The organism is Serratia sp. JSRIV006 (assembly GCF_019968685.1).
GTDB lineage: Bacteria > Pseudomonadota > Gammaproteobacteria > Enterobacterales > Enterobacteriaceae > Chania > Chania fonticola_B.
The window spans coordinates 5,424,156-5,438,564 of sequence record NZ_CP074137.1 but is presented as its reverse complement, the minus strand read 5'-3'; the positions used below and the strand labels follow the sequence as shown (position 1 = coordinate 5,438,564).

Annotated in this window: 13 protein-coding genes; 9 read left to right on the top strand and 4 right to left on the bottom strand. The window is 51.5% G+C overall.

The window, feature by feature from the left end; translation table 11 throughout:
• Window positions 1-2 precede the first annotated feature (2 nt).
• Window positions 3-1,895, top strand: a complete 1,893-nt coding sequence (locus tag KGP16_RS25155; RefSeq protein ID WP_223501569.1) for a bifunctional UDP-sugar hydrolase/5'-nucleotidase — start codon at window positions 3-5, stop codon at window positions 1,893-1,895.
• A 68-nt stretch (window positions 1,896-1,963) separates the two neighbouring features.
• Here the strand turns inward: KGP16_RS25155 and gdhA are convergent, their stop codons facing one another.
• Both gdhA and uspA read right to left on the bottom strand, forming a co-directional pair.
• Window positions 1,964-3,307 carry an NADP-specific glutamate dehydrogenase gene (gene gdhA / locus KGP16_RS25150; RefSeq protein ID WP_021807409.1) on the bottom strand — a complete coding sequence of 448 codons (1,344 nt, stop codon included), beginning with the start codon at window positions 3,305-3,307 and terminating at the stop codon, window positions 1,964-1,966.
• A gap of 182 nt (window positions 3,308-3,489) precedes the next feature.
• On the bottom strand, window positions 3,490-3,924 hold the full coding sequence (gene uspA / locus KGP16_RS25145) for a universal stress protein UspA (RefSeq protein ID WP_021181773.1): 435 nt from the start codon (window positions 3,922-3,924) through the stop codon (window positions 3,490-3,492).
• Window positions 3,925-4,477: 553 nt separating this feature from the next.
• Here uspA and uspB point away from each other — a divergent pair.
• A complete protein-coding gene (uspB, locus tag KGP16_RS25140) occupies window positions 4,478-4,807 on the top strand; it encodes a universal stress protein UspB (protein WP_223500509.1) in 330 nt (109 codons plus the stop codon).
• Between the two features lie 69 nt (window positions 4,808-4,876).
• On the opposite strand, the gene pitA is transcribed toward uspB, so the two are convergent.
• Window positions 4,877-6,382 (bottom strand): inorganic phosphate transporter PitA, encoded by a 1,506-nt coding sequence (pitA, locus tag KGP16_RS25135; protein ID WP_179245982.1) that lies wholly within the window; start codon window positions 6,380-6,382, stop codon window positions 4,877-4,879.
• Window positions 6,383-6,686: 304 nt separating this feature from the next.
• Between pitA and KGP16_RS25130 the strand changes: the two genes are divergently transcribed.
• The 7 genes from KGP16_RS25130 (at window position 6,687) to fetB (ending at window position 13,484) form a co-directional block, all read left to right on the top strand.
• Window positions 6,687-7,889: an NAD(P)/FAD-dependent oxidoreductase gene (locus KGP16_RS25130; RefSeq protein WP_223500508.1), complete on the top strand. Its 1,203-nt coding sequence runs from the start codon at window positions 6,687-6,689 to the stop codon at window positions 7,887-7,889.
• Window positions 7,890-8,066: 177 nt separating this feature from the next.
• Window positions 8,067-8,411: a helix-turn-helix transcriptional regulator gene (locus tag KGP16_RS25125; protein WP_059201935.1), complete on the top strand. Its 345-nt coding sequence runs from the start codon at window positions 8,067-8,069 to the stop codon at window positions 8,409-8,411.
• A complete protein-coding gene (locus tag KGP16_RS25120) occupies window positions 8,398-9,660 on the top strand; it encodes a type II toxin-antitoxin system HipA family toxin (protein ID WP_321147196.1) in 1,263 nt (420 codons plus the stop codon). Before KGP16_RS25125 ends, KGP16_RS25120 begins: the two co-directional genes overlap by 14 nt.
• Window positions 9,661-9,864: 204 nt before the next feature.
• Window positions 9,865-10,605: a lipoprotein gene (locus KGP16_RS25115; RefSeq protein ID WP_021807411.1), complete on the top strand. Its 741-nt coding sequence runs from the start codon at window positions 9,865-9,867 to the stop codon at window positions 10,603-10,605.
• A gap of 619 nt (window positions 10,606-11,224) precedes the next feature.
• On the top strand, window positions 11,225-11,527 hold the full coding sequence (locus KGP16_RS25110) for a hypothetical protein (RefSeq protein ID WP_094982411.1): 303 nt from the start codon (window positions 11,225-11,227) through the stop codon (window positions 11,525-11,527).
• 519 nt (window positions 11,528-12,046) lie between these two features.
• A complete protein-coding gene (gene fetA / locus KGP16_RS25105; protein ID WP_021181766.1) occupies window positions 12,047-12,724 on the top strand; it encodes an iron ABC transporter ATP-binding protein FetA in 678 nt (225 codons plus the stop codon).
• Window positions 12,711-13,484 (top strand): iron export ABC transporter permease subunit FetB, encoded by a 774-nt coding sequence (fetB, locus tag KGP16_RS25100; protein ID WP_021807413.1) that lies wholly within the window; start codon window positions 12,711-12,713, stop codon window positions 13,482-13,484. The genes fetA and fetB overlap by 14 nt, the downstream gene beginning before the upstream one ends.
• A 66-nt stretch (window positions 13,485-13,550) precedes the next feature.
• Here fetB and KGP16_RS25095 read toward each other — a convergent pair whose 3' ends face one another.
• Complete coding sequence (locus tag KGP16_RS25095) at window positions 13,551-14,387, bottom strand: TIM barrel protein (protein ID WP_223500507.1); 837 nt, start codon at window positions 14,385-14,387, stop codon at window positions 13,551-13,553.
• Window positions 14,388-14,409 lie beyond the last annotated feature (22 nt).

Below are 14,409 nucleotides of genomic sequence, written 5' to 3'. Positions count from 1 at the left end.
TGATGAAAAAGACGCTGCTTTCCCTGCTGCTTTGCTTGAGTACCTCTGCCATGGCCGCTGAACCGGTAAATATCACCATTCTGGGCACCTCCGATCTGCATGGCACCTTTGTGCCTTGGGATTACTCTACCGACACCGAGAACCTGGCGGGCAGCCTCAGCCAGATAGCCACTCAGGTGCATAAAGTTCGTGCCCAGCAGCCGAACGTGATCCTGGTCGACGCCGGGGACACCATTCAGGGCAATTTTGTAGAAACCTTCAAGAACGACAAGACCAGCCCGATGATCCTCGGCTTTAACGCGCTGGACTATGACGTGTGGGTGATGGGCAACCACGAGTTCGATTTTGGCCTGAAGGCGCTGGCAACCCCACTCAGCCAGTTCAAAGGCACCGCGCTGGCGGGCAATATCGTCTGGGACAGCGGCAAGCCTTATCTGCCTGCCTATAAGATCGTTGAGCGCCAGGGGGTGAAGATTGGCATTATCGGCATGGATACGCCGATGACCGCTGAGTTTGCCAAGGGCACCGATCGCATCGACGGCCTGACGTTTACCGATCCGGTGCAGGCGGTGAAAAAGGTGATCCAGCAGATCCACGGCCAGGTGGATGCCATCGTGCTGGTGGCCCACATGGGGATCGATAATGAGAACCAGCGGCCGGGCACTGGCGTGGGCGATATCGCTCGAGCCAACCCGGAGCTGGCGGCGATCGTGGCCGGGCATATGCACGTCAAGGTGGATAAAGAGGTGATCAACGGCGTGATCGTCACCGAGCCGGACAAATACGGCCGTGCGCTGTCGCGTATCGATCTGCAATTTGAGCAGCAAAATGGCAAATACGTACTGATCAATAAAGACAGCTACACCTATCCGATCAAAGGCATCAGCTCCGATAAAAAGCTCGAAGAGATCTACCAACCGTTCCATACCATCCTGCGTGCCAATGCCAACCGGCCGATTGCGCAACTGACCGGTCAGGATCTGGTGCCGCCGGATGCGGTAAAAGGTATTCCACAGGTACATATTCAGGATACCGGCATCAGCGCCCTGTATCAGGAGGCTGCTCGTCACTACGCACCTAAGGCGCAGGTGATCGCGTTGCAGATTGATAACGACAGGCCGAAGCTGAACGTGGGCACCATCACCGCCAAGGATATCGCCTTCAACTATCAATATGCCGGTGGTGAAATCACCGTCTACCAGTTGACCGGTAAAGAGCTGAAAAAGTACATGGAGTGGTCAGCGGACTACTTCAACCAGCAGCATGATGGCGATGTCACCTACAGCTTTAATCCACAGCGCCGATCGTCCAAATACTCAACCAATGACTTCTTTGATGGTGTGACCTATACCATCGATCTGCGTAAACCCGTTGGGCAGCGCATCACCGAGTTGAAGTTGAACGACGGTACCCCGGTGACCGACAACACGCCGATCCAGTTGGGGATGAACAGTTATCGCATGGGCCACCTGACACAAAAAGGCGGCGTACTGGAAGGTATGCAGTTCCCGGTGCTGTCAGATACCAAGGCGGAATTTGGTGAGGAAGCGGGGACTATCCGTAATCTCACCATTCGCTATCTGACCGAGGTGAAGAAGGGTGAATACCAGGGCAAAGCGATGCACCGCTGGAAGCTGGTGGGGCTGGAAGGGTATGAACGTGAGCGCAAGATTGTGGACAAGTTGCTCAATGACGGCAAGATCAGCGTACCAACCACCGATGATGGGCGCTATACCAACGTAGCCTCCATCAACGTCAAAGAATTACTGTTTAGCGATCCGCAAAAGATGAAGCAGCAGGTTGCGGCACTGCAACAACAGGCGCAAGCAGCGACCGATCCGGTCATCAAACAGCGGCTCAACGATCGGTTGGTGATTATCGAAGCCATTAATTGAGGTAATACTCAGTTAACCAGATAAAAAAATGCCGGCGAATCTGCCGGCATTTTTCATTCAGGATAAGGTTAGAGCACGCCCTGAGCCAGCATCGCATCGGCAATCTTAACGAACCCGGCAATGTTGGCGCCGTGAACGTAATGCGTTTGCTTGCCTTCGCCGCCGTATTCGACGCAGGACTGATGGATATCCGCCATGATGTGACGTAAACGGATATCGACCTTCTCTGCCCGCCAGTTAAGGCGCGCGGCGTTTTGCGCCATCTCCAACCCGGAAGTGGCAACACCACCGGCGTTGGCGGCTTTGCCCGGTGCGAACAGCACGCCCGCTTCCAGGAAGGCATCGGTGGCCTGGATGGTGGTTGGCATATTAGCGCCTTCTGCCACGGCTTTGACCCCGTTGCGGATCAGCACCTGTGCGGCTTCCAGATCCAGCTCGTTCTGGGTGGCACAAGGCAGGGCGATATCCACCGGCACGTTCCACGGGCTTTCACCGGCCAGATAGGTCAGGCCACGCTCGCGGGCGTAATCGGCAACTCGGCCATAGCGCTGGTTCTTGATTTCGGCCAGATGCGCCAGTTTTTCAGTGGTGAAGCCAGCTTCATCCACCACGGTACCGCCGGAATCGGAAACGGTGATCACCCGCGCGTCCAGCTCCAACGCTTTCTCAATGGTGTATTGCGCCACGTTACCGGAGCCGGAAACCGCGACACGCATCCCTTCAAAGCCCAGGCCATGGCGCTGCAGCATTGAATCGGTGAAGTACACCAGGCCGTAACCGGTCGCTTCCGGGCGGATCAGGCTGCCGCCGAACGACAGGCCTTTACCGGTGAATACGCAGCTGGTGTTGTTGGACAGCTTTTTCATCATGCCGGCCATAAAGCCTACTTCGCGGCCACCTACGCCAATATCCCCGGCTGGCACGTCGGTATCTGGGCCTAGGTGACGATAAAGTTCGGTCATCAGCGATTGGCAGAAGCGCATGATTTCGCCCTGGCTTTTGCCTTTGGGATCAAAGTCTGAACCACCTTTGCCGCCGCCCATAGGTAGCGTGGTCAGGGCATTCTTGAAGGTCTGCTCGAAACCCAGGAACTTCAGAATGGAGGTGTTAACCGAAGGGTGGAAACGCATCCCCCCTTTATACGGCCCAATGGCGGAGTTGAACTGGATACGGTAGGCGCGGTTTACCCGTACTTTGCCCTGATCGTCGACCCAACTGACGCGAAACTGAATGATACGCTCAGGCTCTACCAGGCGCTCTAACAGGGCATGGTCACGATAATGAGGGTTACGCTCGATGAATGGCCACAGAGAGGTAAAGACTTCACGCACTGCCTGCAGATATTCCGGTTGATGCGAGTTATGACGTTGTAAGGATTTTAGAAAGGATTCTAGCGATACAGCCTGTTCCATGGATAGCTCCTGTTTAGCATATTGGTTCCCCTGTTTTTATGATGTGTCTCACAGTTGGGGAGGATGTTGTGTCTACCTCGACTATATCACTGTGGGGTGGCTGATTAACAAGCAATAAATAGCAGGAAACCATGAAAAACGCCCGCGCAGGGCGGGCGTTGGCCAAACAGGTTAGCGAATACTTACTTTTCTTCGTCGCGCAGCGGCACAATCAGCATATCAATATGTACCGTATTGATTAACTGGCGCGCAGAGGACATCAACTTGCTCCAGAAATCCTGGTGGTGTCCACACAATACCAGGTCCATATCGTATTTCTTAATCGCATCAACCAGCACCTGCGCCAGATCGCCGCTGCCGCTCAGGGTTTCGGTGATGGGATAGCCCGCATTTTGCGACAGCTCGGTTAACGCATGGTGGGTTTCTTCGGAAATACGCTTTTGCATATCGCCAAGGTTGACGTCGATCAGGCCGGTATACAGATCGGAATAGTTTACATCAACGTGGATCAGAGAGACTTTGGCATTGTACGGCCGCGCCATTGATACCGCTTTCTCGACCAGGATTTTACTTTCCGGTGATAGGTCAACCGCAATCAGTATGTGTTTGTAAGCCATGAGAATACTCCTTCCATATAATGCCGATTAAAGGGGGCAGGCATTCAGTGTTCCAGCTTGGCGCTTTCGCCTTACCTGCATAGTACCATCCAGATAACACAATGATATGTTGGGGCGATCACACTGCACCGCATCAATCACCCTTGTTTATACGTTTACCCCACCCGTTTTACACCGACGGGGCAAAAAATCCTATGGCTTATACGGCTATTCGCCGTTTGAACGATTGAATTATAAGCATTGTTGCTCAAAGTATAGCTTATGACGGTTATCCGAGCGGAGAGTGGGTAGATGAAGAATTTGGCCCTGACTGTAAATTTTATGCGGCACCGGGATCTGTTTGCGTTTCATTATTCTACACTAGTGAATGTGGACCCCACTTATTTCCTCTGATCGCTGTAAGGCCTGTTCATCAAGCGGTCAGAGGTTGTGGGTAGCAACGGGTCCGTAAGATGCTAGGGGGATGGGAGCCAAGGCTCCGGCAGCATAAGGTATGAAGTAGGGCCGTTGGCCCGGCGGGTGTCCGGGATAACAACGCCTTGAGGGGGCTATCATGATTAGTACCGTCGCGCTGTTTTGGGCATTGTGTGTGGTCTGTGTGATTAACATGGCCCGGTATTTTTCTTCTCTGCGTGCGCTGCTATTTGTTTTACGCGGCTGCGACCCGTTACTTTACCAATACGTCGATGGCGGAGGGTTCTTTACTTCGCACGGCCAGCCGAGCAAGCAGATACGGCTGGTGCGCTATATCTTTACGCAACGCTATATGGAGCACCACGACCCGGAATTCATCCGCCGCTGTCAGCGTGTTCGCAGCCAGTTTGTGCTGACTTCATCGCTGTGTGGGCTAGTGGTGATCAGCCTGGTGGCGTTGGCCATCTGATATTAGCTGGCGATAGCAAGGCAAAAAAATGGCGGCCACTTTGGCCGCCATTGTTGTATCGAGCAATCGTCAAATCACTTTCAGCGCCAGCCAATACAGGCCACCGGAAAGCAAAATCGAGACTGGCAGGGTCAAAACCCAGGCCAACAAGATGCTCTTGATGGTTTTGCTCTGCACGCCACCGCCATCTACCAGCATCGTTCCGGCAACCGCCGAAGACAGTACTTGGGTAGTGGAAACCGGCATACCGGTATAGCTGGCCACGCCAATCGACAGGGCGGCCGTCATCTGTGCCGACACCCCCTGAGCGTAGGTCATGCCTTTCTTACCGATTTTCTCACCGATAGTGGTAGCAACGCGTCGCCAGCCCACCATGGTACCGAGGGACAGCGCCAGGGCTACCGCGACGATAATCCAGGTTGGTGCATATTCAACGGTTTCCAACAGGTCTGAACGCAGGTTCTTCAGGAAGCGTTGATCATCCACTGAGGTTTCTGGCAGCTTGGCCACCTTGTCTGCAGTCTCGGTCACGCACATCAGCAGGCGGCGCAGATGGCTGCGCTGCTCTACCGTCAGTTGATCGTAGTTTTGCAGATTGTTCAGCAGGTCCAGAGAGCGCTCAACGGCGATCAGGGCACGTGAGCTGTCGCAGTGGAACTCAACCGGTTGATCAGACGTTGGAGCCGCATTCTGAGGCGCAGGAACCAACGGCGTCTGTGTGGCCACATGTGCCAGAGAATCGCCATGCTTTTGGTAGAATTGCTGCAGGTGGCTCACGGCATCGCGGGTACGGGTGATGTCATAACCGGTCGCGCTCATGTTGAGGACGAAGCCGGCAGGGGCAACACCGATCAGCACCAGCATAATCAGGCCGATACCTTTCTGACCGTCATTGGCACCGTGTGAGAAGCTCACGCCGATAGCCGACAGGATCAGAGCGATACGTGTCCAGAACGGTGGCTTACGTTTGCCATCGACCTTTTCACGTTCCGCCGGTGTCATATGAATACGCTGACGTTTTTTGGTATTGCTCCAATAGCGGCGCAGCATGAACACCATCAGCCCGGCAATGATCATCCCGATCAACGGGGAGAAGATTAACGACAGGAAGATGCTGATCATTTTTGGCACGTTCAGCGCGTCGACCACGGAGGTGTTGGTCACCAACGCATTGGTCAAGCCGACACCGATAATGGCGCCAATCAAGGTGTGGGAACTGGAGGCCGGTAACCCAAGATACCAGGTACCGAGGTTCCAGATAATTGCCGCCAACAACATGGAGAAGACCATGGCTAACCCATGTGCTGAACTGACGTTCAACAACAGATCGGTTGGTAGCAGGTGCACAATGGCGTAGGCAACACTCAAACCGCCGAGCATCACGCCAAGAAAGTTGAACAGGCCAGCCATAACGACCGCAAGTTGCGAGCGCATAGCACGGGTGTAAATTACAGTAGCGACCGCATTGGCCGTATCATGGAAGCCGTTAATGGCCTCATAGAACAGCACGAACAACAATGCGAGAATTAACATCAGGCCGGTATGGAAATCCAGGCCAGTGAACAAATGCAGCATAAGCGTTACGCCAGGTTTGTGGACATGAACGCCGCGCATTATCGGCGACAACGGGTGTCGGGGAAAAGGAAAATATGACGTTTTTTTGATTTCTCTGATGTACAAGGGGTTTGAACACTGTTGAATCGATGCAATTTCAGCATGTTACTGCCGTTTATGTCCGTTACATTTTCTTACGTTGGCGTTGTCCTGCCGATGCCTTTACAATCCCCCACCGCGGATTTAGCGGTATACAGGCACGTAAAAGGCGTAAAATACGCTCTTGTTGCCGCGATTGTTGTGGTTATTGCAAAGAGAGGTTTGGGTGGAACAGTTTGATGTTGTCGTCATTGGCGCGGGTGCCGCAGGGATGTTTTGTGCTGCGCAGGCAGGGCAACTGGGTTGCCGGGTGCTATTACTCGACAACGGCAAAAAACCGGGCCGCAAGATCCTGATGTCTGGCGGTGGGCGCTGTAACTTCACCAACATGTCCGTTGAACCGGCGGCCTACCTCTCGCATAACCCCCATTTCTGCAAATCGGCATTGGCACGCTATACCCAATGGGATTTTATCGATCTGATTAACCGCTACGGCATCGCCTACCACGAAAAAACCTTGGGGCAGCTGTTCTGTGATGATTCTGCACAGCAGGTCGTCGATCTGTTGGTGCAAGAGTGCGAACTGGGTCAGGTGGTAACGCGCCTGCGCAGCGAGGTCCTGAGCGTAGAAAAAACCGACCAAGGCTTTGAATTGGCACTTAATGGCGAGAGTGTGAGTGCTCACTCACTTGTGGTGGCGAGCGGTGGGCTTTCCATGCCGGGTTTGGGGGCCACCCCCTTTGGTTATAAGCTGGCGGAACAGTTTGGCCTGAAAGTGTTGCCGACCCGGGCCGGTTTGGTGCCCTTTACGCTGCATAAGCCGCTGTTGGAGCAATCCCAGGCGCTGTCTGGCGTTTCGGTTCCCGCAGTGGTCACAGCGGAAGATGGCACCAGCTTTCGTGAAAGCATCTTGTTTACGCATCGGGGGCTTTCTGGTCCGGCTATCTTGCAGATCTCCAGTTACTGGCAGCCTGGTGAGTTTGTGAGCATTAACTTACTTCCAACGCTAGACCTGGTGGGCTTCCTTAACGAACAGCGCCAGGCACATCCTAACCAGAGCCTGAAAAACACCCTGGCTTTGCACTTGCCAAAGCGCCTGGTGGAATTGCTGCAAGAATTGGGGCAACTGCCGGAAGCGACGCTCAAGCAACTCAATCCAACGCAGCAGGCGGCGTTGGTTGATAGTTTGCAAAACTGGCGTGTACAACCCAATGGCACTGAGGGTTACCGTACAGCAGAGGTAACTTTGGGTGGAGTGGATACCAATGAGCTTTCTTCCAAAACCATGGAGGCGAGTAAGGTACCTGGCCTGTACTTTATCGGTGAGGTGGTGGACGTCACGGGCTGGCTGGGGGGTTATAACTTCCAGTGGGCCTGGAGTTCTGCTTGGGCCTGTGCACAGGCTTTGTTTGCTATACAAAGATCTTAAAAGTGATTTGCGATAAGCTCACATTAATGAGCTACATATGATTCATTAAGAGACTTTTTGGTTCATATATGACTCACTGCATACAGTTGATAGGGTGACCATTTAATCCTCATATGGTTTACATATAGCCCATTATCACCTTTAATGAACCTTATATGAATCATGTGGGGCATAAGAATGCCAAAGTCTATTGTAAGAGCCTATTCGCGTTACACAGAGGAAGCTCTGGGGCTGCTTGCTGTGTCTATTCGTGCGGCAAGGCTCGAGCGAAAGCTGACGACCAGTGAGGTAGCTGAACGCGCGGGCATTTCTAGAGGCCTACTGCAGCGCATTGAGAAAGCGGATCCTCGCTGCGGGATTGGCGTTGTCTTCGAGGTGGCCAAAATTGTCGGAGTCAGCTTATTTGACGAAGACGCCGAGGTGAGCACGATTATCGGTCACCGTACCCGAACTGAAGAAAAGCTTAGCCTTCTGCCACGGCGCGCCAGGAAAATATCCAAGGAGGTGAATGATGATTTCTAATAGGGAATATAACGAAGCTTATGTCTGGATCTGGTTACCGAATGAAACTCAACCCGTTGTCGCAGGATTAGTCACCCGGGAGGGGGAAAGTCTGCTATTCAACTATGGTAAAAGTTATCTGGAGCGCATTCGTGATGAGCCTCGTGCTATTTCCATCTATGAACCTGAACTTCCTTTGAAAAAAGGGTTTATCCCTCTGCTGCCAGGGTTGAGTATGCCAGGCTGTCTCAGAGATAGCTCTCCTGACGCGTGGGGACGGCGGGTTATTCTTAATCGCAAACTCGGAAGAAAAGGTGCTGATACTGATACAGCCGCTTTGGATGAATTAACCTATTTACTTGAATCAGGCTCGGACAGGATCGGGGCTCTGGACTATCAACGCTCCCCCTCAATTTATGAACCCCGCTCAGCGATTAATGTCACCGTTGAAGAGTTAATGCATTCTGTTGAGCGAGTTGAAAAAGGGATACCTCTGACTCCTGAGCTTGATCAAGCCCTCTTTCATGGGAGTTCTATTGGTGGGGCGCGTCCAAAAGCGCTGATCGAAACGGAGGGTGAAAAGTACATAGCAAAATTTTCGGCCAGTTCAGATCTCTATAGTGTGGTTAAGGCTGAATATATTGCCATGCGGCTAGCTGCGTTGGTTGGTTTGAACGTAGCGCCGGTTAGTCTGCTCAAAGCGGCCAAAAAAGATGTGCTGCTCATCAAGCGATTCGACAGGGAGAGAACAAAGCGGGGATGGACACGTCGCTTGATGGTATCTGCGCTGACTCTGTTTGAGCTGGATGACATGATGGCGAGATATGCGAGTTATGAAACACTGGCAGAAATCATTCGTACGCGTTTTCAACAGCCTAAGGAAACGCTGAAAGAGCTGTTTTCTCGATTGTGCTTTAATATTTTATGCGGGAATACGGACGATCATGCCAGAAATCATGCGGCGTTCTGGGATGGTAGCACCCTGACACTCACCCCCGCTTACGACATTTGCCCACAAGGCCGCGCAGGAAACGAAGCATCACAGGCGATGCTCATTGTTGGCAATACCCGGCTCAGTAAGCGAAGTTGTTGCATTGAGGCGGCCCATGCTTTTCTTTTGACCGCGTCGGAAGCAGAAAACATCTTTGATCAGCAGTGTTCAGTCATTGAGAATCATTGGCAGCAGGTATGCGATGAGGCTGAGGTTTCAGAGGTTGATTGTAGGCTGCTGTGGCACCGGCAATTCTTAAATCCTTTTTCAAGGTTATGATCCTACATTGATGGGATCGCAGGGTGTCTGCATTGGCAAAGTGGAAGCCAATTTTCTCTATTAATTGATCATTATCAGTTTTGGATCGCCCACTTTAGGAGCTTTGGAGATAGAAACATCAGAAATAACTCAGAATAATGGGCTCGGCTTGTGCGTTGAGGCAAGCGCACTCTTATTCAAATAATAACAAGGAAAGTTCTGCTGATGAAAATCAAATGCGGTTTGGCATTACTGGCTTCTCTGGTGCTGGTTTCCGGCTGTAGCCAAAAGATTTCCTCTTCACGCGTGGCGGCTGATCCTGCCGCTGCACCGGCTCCAGTCGCCCAAGAACATAAACTGGGAACGGCATGGGGTGAGGACGTTTACTCCAAAGTGACCACTGTTGACGCGAAGCGTTTGCATTCCTCTCCAGACAGTGTCGCCAAAGTGTTGTACAGCGCGGCCGCTTCCAATAATGGGCAGTACACCAATGAGATCGTGTTGTCTTCCGTCAGAATGCGGGTGCAGACCGAAAACAATCGGGATTTCGCGCTCAATCGCTATAAAAATGGCGAGTTTTCATTCTCTGCCAATGACGGCGAGCGCTACCAGCTGTTCTTCTATAACACCAGCCCCAGCAAAACCTATGAGGTGGTAACCGCTGTTGACGGTCTGGACGTGATTTCTGGCCGCAGTGGTTCACTGCGTAATTCCGGCTATCTGGTCTCCCCAAAAGGAACCCTGGTGATTGAGGGCTTCCGTAAAAGTGATTCGTCCGTTGCCGCATTCCGTTTTGCAAAACCGGATGACTCCTACGCTGCGAGTTCACTGGCGGGGGAAAAAGAGAATGTCGGCGTGATTGGTGTGGCGGTTTATGAAATGGCCCTGCCGGGCCTGCCTGATTGCCAACCGCAGGCGTTCCCTGCGGATGCTAAATACGCCCCTGCTCCCTGCAAGAAACCGTAATTGCGTGAACGTGGCCTCAAAATCTGAGGCCACGTTCAGGCTTCGGGCCTGTTTACAGCTTCCTCAGACACCCTAGACATACCGGCAGCTCCTGATCCCCGTAGCGGCTATCGCCTCATCGCAGGGTGAACGCTTACCTTTCGGCCAGCAAGACCTTGCTCTTGGCCGTTTTCGAGACAATAAATGGCGTACAGGAATAATCTGGTTGGTAATAACTTTACAATTACAACTATCGTGTTTATTCAGAATATCCTTCTGCATCATGCGAACGCATTTTCCTATTGTTTTTAATCGGTAATTTACCGAAAAGTCTGGTTTTTTTTACCCAATTTAGGTTAGGGATAGATAGATTTCGCAGTAGGAATTTTATCTTTTCTAAGTGAAAAATGTGGCGTTATAGAAATTCTGCGAATTATCTTAGCCATTGACGGGATATAAAAATTTGGCGATCTTTATGCAATGTGACCTATATCAATAAACCATGGCCGGAAAAACCTATCTTGTATAGGGCCAGCTTGGTTAGGGGCGTTTGTGGTTTGTTGTTAGTCGTTAATGCATGTTAACGTGCTGATTATTAATCATATCTAGGCAAGGCAATCAGTCTCAGAGGAAAGTGGTTATGCCATGGAGTCATGAAATTCAACAGGCAATTACCTTGTTACAGGCATGCCAACATCGCCATTCGGACAGCCTGCCCTGTCCGGCCAGGGGGGATGAACCTGGCGCAGTAGGCACTTGCGCAGAAAAAATCATGCCGTCAATCATCCTGCTTAATGCGTTTGCCGATGTACTTCCGCAGCATCAGGAATTACATCGTCTTGGTATGGTGCTGGAGGCCCAGGGCCGGATCAACAAATTGACTCAAGGGGAGAGCTACAGCCAAAGCGCACTGGCGTATTTACGTGCGCAAATCGAACCCTGACAGTTCCATCTCTACCCCTTGTATTTTAGCGAGGGGTTGCTTTTTGGTTCGTATGGTACCGGCTCATTATTAACGAGCTATTTATTTCACCGTACTTTGAACTTATGCTGTTGGATAAGGGGGGAGGGCCAATATAGGGTAGAACGCCCGGGTATTTTATCGATATAATTCTATTTCCGCAGAAAGTATTATTAATTGCTTTTACACGTATACCTATTATCGTGCCGTTGGGGGCGAATGGGGCTAAACTACTACATTATTAACACGGCCAGCCGTACATGCGTAGTATTATTAATGTGCCAAGAGCGACCTTGACTCCTCTCGGCTCAGCAACATTTTATTCAGCTTGGTTCTATACTGCATCAACCGCTCTCCACATGCGCTGAGCTGGCCGGTTTGCAGAGCGATTAACAACTTGCCTGAATTTTTTTACTGGCAGAAAATACCCTCATGGATTTCAGCTGGCAGCCAGCAGTTCGCCGCTGAAAGAGGAGAGTCGCGCAACAAGCCGGAGTGAGCATGAAGGGCAGTAATGAATTACTGGTATTGGAAGGCATCCATTATCAAATTGACGAGCAGGTTATTCTGGATGCCGTTTCTTTCACCCTGAAGTCGGGCGAATTTAAGTTGATCACCGGGCCTTCGGGGTGTGGCAAGAGTACTTTGTTGAAGATCGTTTCCTCATTGCTTAGCCCAACTCGTGGCAACATCATTTTCAACGGTAAAAATATTGATGACGTTGCCCCAGAAGAGTACCGCAAGCAGGTTTCTTACTGCTTCCAAACGCCAGCCCTGTTTGGTGACACCGTCTACGATAACCTCGCGTTACCCTATCAAATTCGTAAACTGAAACCCGATGAGAAGAAAATCCGCCAGGATCTGACACTGTTGGCCTTGCCGGATAGCATGTTGAAAAAAGGTATCAACGAGCTCTCCGGCGGTGAGAAACAACGTATTTCCTTGATCAGAAATCTGCAATTTATGCCAAAGGTACTGCTGCTTGATGAGATCACCAGTGCTCTGGATGAAGATAACAAACGTAACGTCAATGAGTTGATCCGCCGCCTGGTGGCCGAGCAAGGTCTGGGGGTACTATGGGTTACACACGATAAGGATGAAATTGCGCATGCGGACGAGGTGATCACCCTGCCGCTGAGCCGCATCGATAGCCAGGAGAAAGCTCATGAGTCAGCATAATATCACCAACGAATCATTAGGCTTGTCGATGCTCCTGGTGATTGTCGCCATTCTGATCAGCCACAAAGAGAAGCTGGCACTGGAAAAAGACATTATCTGGAGCATTTGCCGTGCGGTGGTACAGTTGGTTATCGTCGGCTACGTTTTAAAATATATCTTTGATTTGGATAATGGACTATTAACGGTGTTGATGGTGCTGTTTATCTGCTTCAATGCAGCATATAACGCGAAAAAGCGCAGTAAGTATATCGATAACGCGTTTACCATTTCGTTTATTGCCATTACTGCAGGGGCGACGTTGACGCTGGTAGTGCTGGTACTGAGCGGCTCGATTGCCTTTACGCCAATGCAGGTGATCCCCATTTCCGGCATGATTGCTGGCAACGCGATGGTGGCGGTGGGTCTGTGCTACAACAACCTTGGGCAACGTTTTAAAGACCAACAGCAGAAGATCCAGGAAATGCTCAGCCTGGGAGCATCCCCCAAATTCGCTTCTGCGGCTCTGATCCGTGACAGTATTCGTGCATCGCTGATCCCGACGATAGACTCCGCTAAAACGGTTGGTCTGGTAAGCCTGCCAGGAATGATGTCCGGTTTGATCTTTGCTGGTATCGATCCGGTAAAAGCCATCAAGTATCAGATTATGGTGACATTTATGCTGCTTTCTACCGCCAGCCTGTCAACCATCATCGCCTGCTATCTGGCTTATAGGAAGTTCTACAACCAGCGTGAGCAACTGGTGGTTCATACGCTCAAATAGGCACTTCTCGCCCTACGCAGTATGTGTAAAGCGAGGCTCTCTGTAGCCTACGGGCAGCTTGTGCGTTTATCCTTGCAGCAATGCAATACTGTGGCGTATCTCGCGTTCGATATCGCCCTCTGTCCAGGTGTTTAGCTGTGACGAGAACGGCTCGAAGGCATAGATCCCCCGGTAGCCCAAACGTTCCAGGTTCTGTACCTGGGCTACGCTTGCCAACCGATCTTTATCGCTCAGCATAATGCGTTGTTCATCGCTTAATGCGCCTTTGACGAGCGGATCCTCAACGTCAGAGAGATGCACCAAACCAATCTGCTCAACCCGGATCTGAGCATCAAACTCTGGTTGTGCTACGTCGCTCAGATAGTGGTGGAACGTATCCAGCACTATCTTATAGGGTGCGCCAGAATCACGAATGATTGCCTGTGCCAGCAAGGAAGAGCGCAGTGAACTTATGCCAAACCCCAATGGTTCCACGTAGCCCTCAACGCCGTACTGTTTGAACAGCGGAGCGAGTAACCGTAGTGCAGCCAGCGTATCTTCCCTCTTTTGTGATTCACTGCGCCGGTCGCTCGCGTTGCAATGTGGGCACATCACCACCGCCTTGCTATGGATGGCTTTTGCCTGAACCAGCAACGCTTCAGCGTTTTTCAGCAATGCTGCTTGATCTTCCAGCAGGTTGAACATTCCCAGCGCGTTGATGGTGACGATCTCAATGCCGAACTCTTCGGCCAGCGCGTTTAACTGCTCGTTGCTCAGGTTGTCGGACACTTTGCCACCCGACATATCGTTGCGCAGTTCGACCTTGTTTAACCCACATCTTTTCACCAGGCGGAAGAAGTTCTCCAGAGTGAGGTTGGGGGCTATCTTACGGTTGATACAAAAACGTGCTAACGCAATGGCCATGTTGCATCACTCCTGGATTTGT

Excerpts from the sequence above, each read along its gene's own strand:
- KGP16_RS25095 (WP_223500507.1), bottom strand. The coding sequence starts at position 14,387 with ATGGCCATTGCGTTAGCACGTTTTTGTATCAACCGTAAGATAGCCCCC.
- gdhA (WP_021807409.1), bottom strand. The coding sequence starts at position 3,307 with ATGGAACAGGCTGTATCGCTAGAATCCTTTCTAAAATCCTTACAACGT.
- fetB (WP_021807413.1), top strand. The coding sequence starts at position 12,711 with ATGAGTCAGCATAATATCACCAACGAATCATTAGGCTTGTCGATGCTC.
- pitA (WP_179245982.1), bottom strand. The coding sequence starts at position 6,382 with ATGCTGCATTTGTTCACTGGCCTGGATTTCCATACCGGCCTGATGTTA.
- uspA (WP_021181773.1), bottom strand. The coding sequence starts at position 3,924 with ATGGCTTACAAACACATACTGATTGCGGTTGACCTATCACCGGAAAGT.
- uspB (WP_223500509.1), top strand. The coding sequence starts at position 4,478 with ATGATTAGTACCGTCGCGCTGTTTTGGGCATTGTGTGTGGTCTGTGTG.
- KGP16_RS25115 (WP_021807411.1), top strand. The coding sequence starts at position 9,865 with ATGAAAATCAAATGCGGTTTGGCATTACTGGCTTCTCTGGTGCTGGTT.
- KGP16_RS25125 (WP_059201935.1), top strand. The coding sequence starts at position 8,067 with ATGCCAAAGTCTATTGTAAGAGCCTATTCGCGTTACACAGAGGAAGCT.
- fetA (WP_021181766.1), top strand. The coding sequence starts at position 12,047 with ATGAAGGGCAGTAATGAATTACTGGTATTGGAAGGCATCCATTATCAA.
- KGP16_RS25110 (WP_094982411.1), top strand. The coding sequence starts at position 11,225 with ATGCCATGGAGTCATGAAATTCAACAGGCAATTACCTTGTTACAGGCA.
- KGP16_RS25120 (WP_321147196.1), top strand. The coding sequence starts at position 8,398 with ATGATGATTTCTAATAGGGAATATAACGAAGCTTATGTCTGGATCTGG.
- KGP16_RS25155 (WP_223501569.1), top strand. The coding sequence starts at position 3 with ATGAAAAAGACGCTGCTTTCCCTGCTGCTTTGCTTGAGTACCTCTGCC.